The organism is Streptomyces sp. RP5T (genome assembly GCF_003933965.1).
GTDB lineage: Bacteria > Actinomycetota > Actinomycetes > Streptomycetales > Streptomycetaceae > Streptomyces.
The window spans coordinates 1-1,694 of sequence record NZ_RSAJ01001014.1 but is presented as its reverse complement, the minus strand read 5'-3'; the positions used below and the strand labels follow the sequence as shown (position 1 = coordinate 1,694).

The window sequence follows — 1,694 nt, the reverse complement described above, 5'->3', positions numbered from 1 at the left end:
GGCCTGGGGGCCGTCGACTGGTGCGCAGCCGTTTGCTGAGGGGTTCGCACAGGGCGGTGCAACCTCGTCCGAGATCGCAGGTCCCCAACGATTCGGCACTCGCGGCACTCGTGCAACCCTTGAGATGAGAGCGCGCACATCACTCAGGGGGAGTGCGCGCCCCCGGAAGTGATACCGGCGCGTCGGCCACCTGCAGGAACGGTCGCCGGCACTCACACGCTCAAGAGCCCTCCTGGAGTCCAGCTTCGGCCCGGGGAGGTTGGGCCGAGCAGAAGAACGATTTTAACTCTGTATACGCTGCTGCGAATTGGGGCTCCGGTGTCCCTGTTTCGACCTCGTCTGGTGCCGGCGAGCTACGCGTTTCCGCGGCACGTTGCCGCGTCATCTGAGACGTGTGTTGCCTGCACCTTCTGTCGGTGCGTCCGCCGGTGCCGCAGGCGGCGGGCACAAGGATGCCTTGCACAGGACTGGGAGCGCCGCGTGCTCCCGCACGCCCAGTGCTTGGTCGGTGCAGCAACCAAGAAAGAGGGGCAGGTGTTTGAGTGGCACACCTTCGCTCCTGGTGTGTCAGCCCCCCACATACACCGGCTCCAGGCACGCCGCCTCGTTTCCTGCGGCGCCTGATGCGCCGGTACCCGGCGGAAGGAGCCGTCTCTCCATGCTCCCCTCAGCAGTGAGCTCACCCCCACAACGGCAACGAGGCATCATCTCCGCCCGGCGCGGCCGCCCGCCCTCGCACCCTGACCGGGGCGAGCGAGCATGCTGCGCCCACCAGCGGCAGGGGACGAGTGATGGCTGATCTCTCCGAGACACACGTCGAGCCCATCCCCCTCCCGGGTGCACACCTGACGACACTTGGCGGCCCGCACGATGTGCGCGCACTGCCGGCAGACCAGCTTCCGTCTCTGGCCCAGGACATCCGCGCCTTCCTGATCGACAAGGTCTGCGCGTCCGGTGGCCATCTGGGGCCGAACCTGGGCGTGGTGGAACTGACCATCGCCCTGCACCGCGTCTTCGACTCACCCCGCGACGCGATTCTCTTCGACACCGGCCACCAGGCGTACGTTCACAAGATCCTGACCGGCCGGGCCGCCGGCTTCGACCGGCTGCGCCGGCCCGACGGTCTGTCGGGTTACCCCTCACGCTCGGAGTCGGTGCATGACTGGACCGAGAGCTCGCACGCCTCCGCGTCCCTCTCCTACGCCGACGGCCTGGCCAAGGCCAACGAGCTGCGCGGGCGCCGGGAGCGGTCGGTCGTCGCGGTCATCGGCGACGGGGCCATGACCGGCGGCATGGCGTGGGAGGCGCTCAACAACATCGGCGCCGGCCGGCGTCCGGTGGTCGTGGTCCTCAACGACAACGGCCGCTCCTACGCCCCCACCGGCGGAGCTCTCGTCCATCACCTGCACACCCTGAAGCATCCCGGCGAACACACCGACGGGTCAGGACCGGCCACATCGGATGTGTTCACCCAGCTCGGCTTCAGCTACCTCGGTCCGGTCGACGGCCACGACACCGCCGCCCTGGAAACCGTCCTGGACCAGGCACGCGCGCAACGGCGGCCGGTCCTGGTCCATGCCGTGACCGTCAAAGGCCGGGGATACGGACCCGCCGAGGGCGATGAGGCGGACTGCCTGCACGCGGTCGGCACCGTCGACGCGGTCACCGGCCGGCCCTCCCCCACCGCTGAGCCC

General features: G+C 69.2%; 1 protein-coding gene. It reads left to right on the top strand.

Going from position 1 to position 1,694, the window contains the following annotated elements:
• Positions 1 to 791 precede the first annotated feature (791 nt).
• Positions 792 to 1,694 (top strand): 1-deoxy-D-xylulose-5-phosphate synthase N-terminal domain-containing protein (locus EHS43_RS44010; RefSeq protein ID WP_260471006.1); only part of this gene is annotated, 903 nt, incomplete at its 3' end.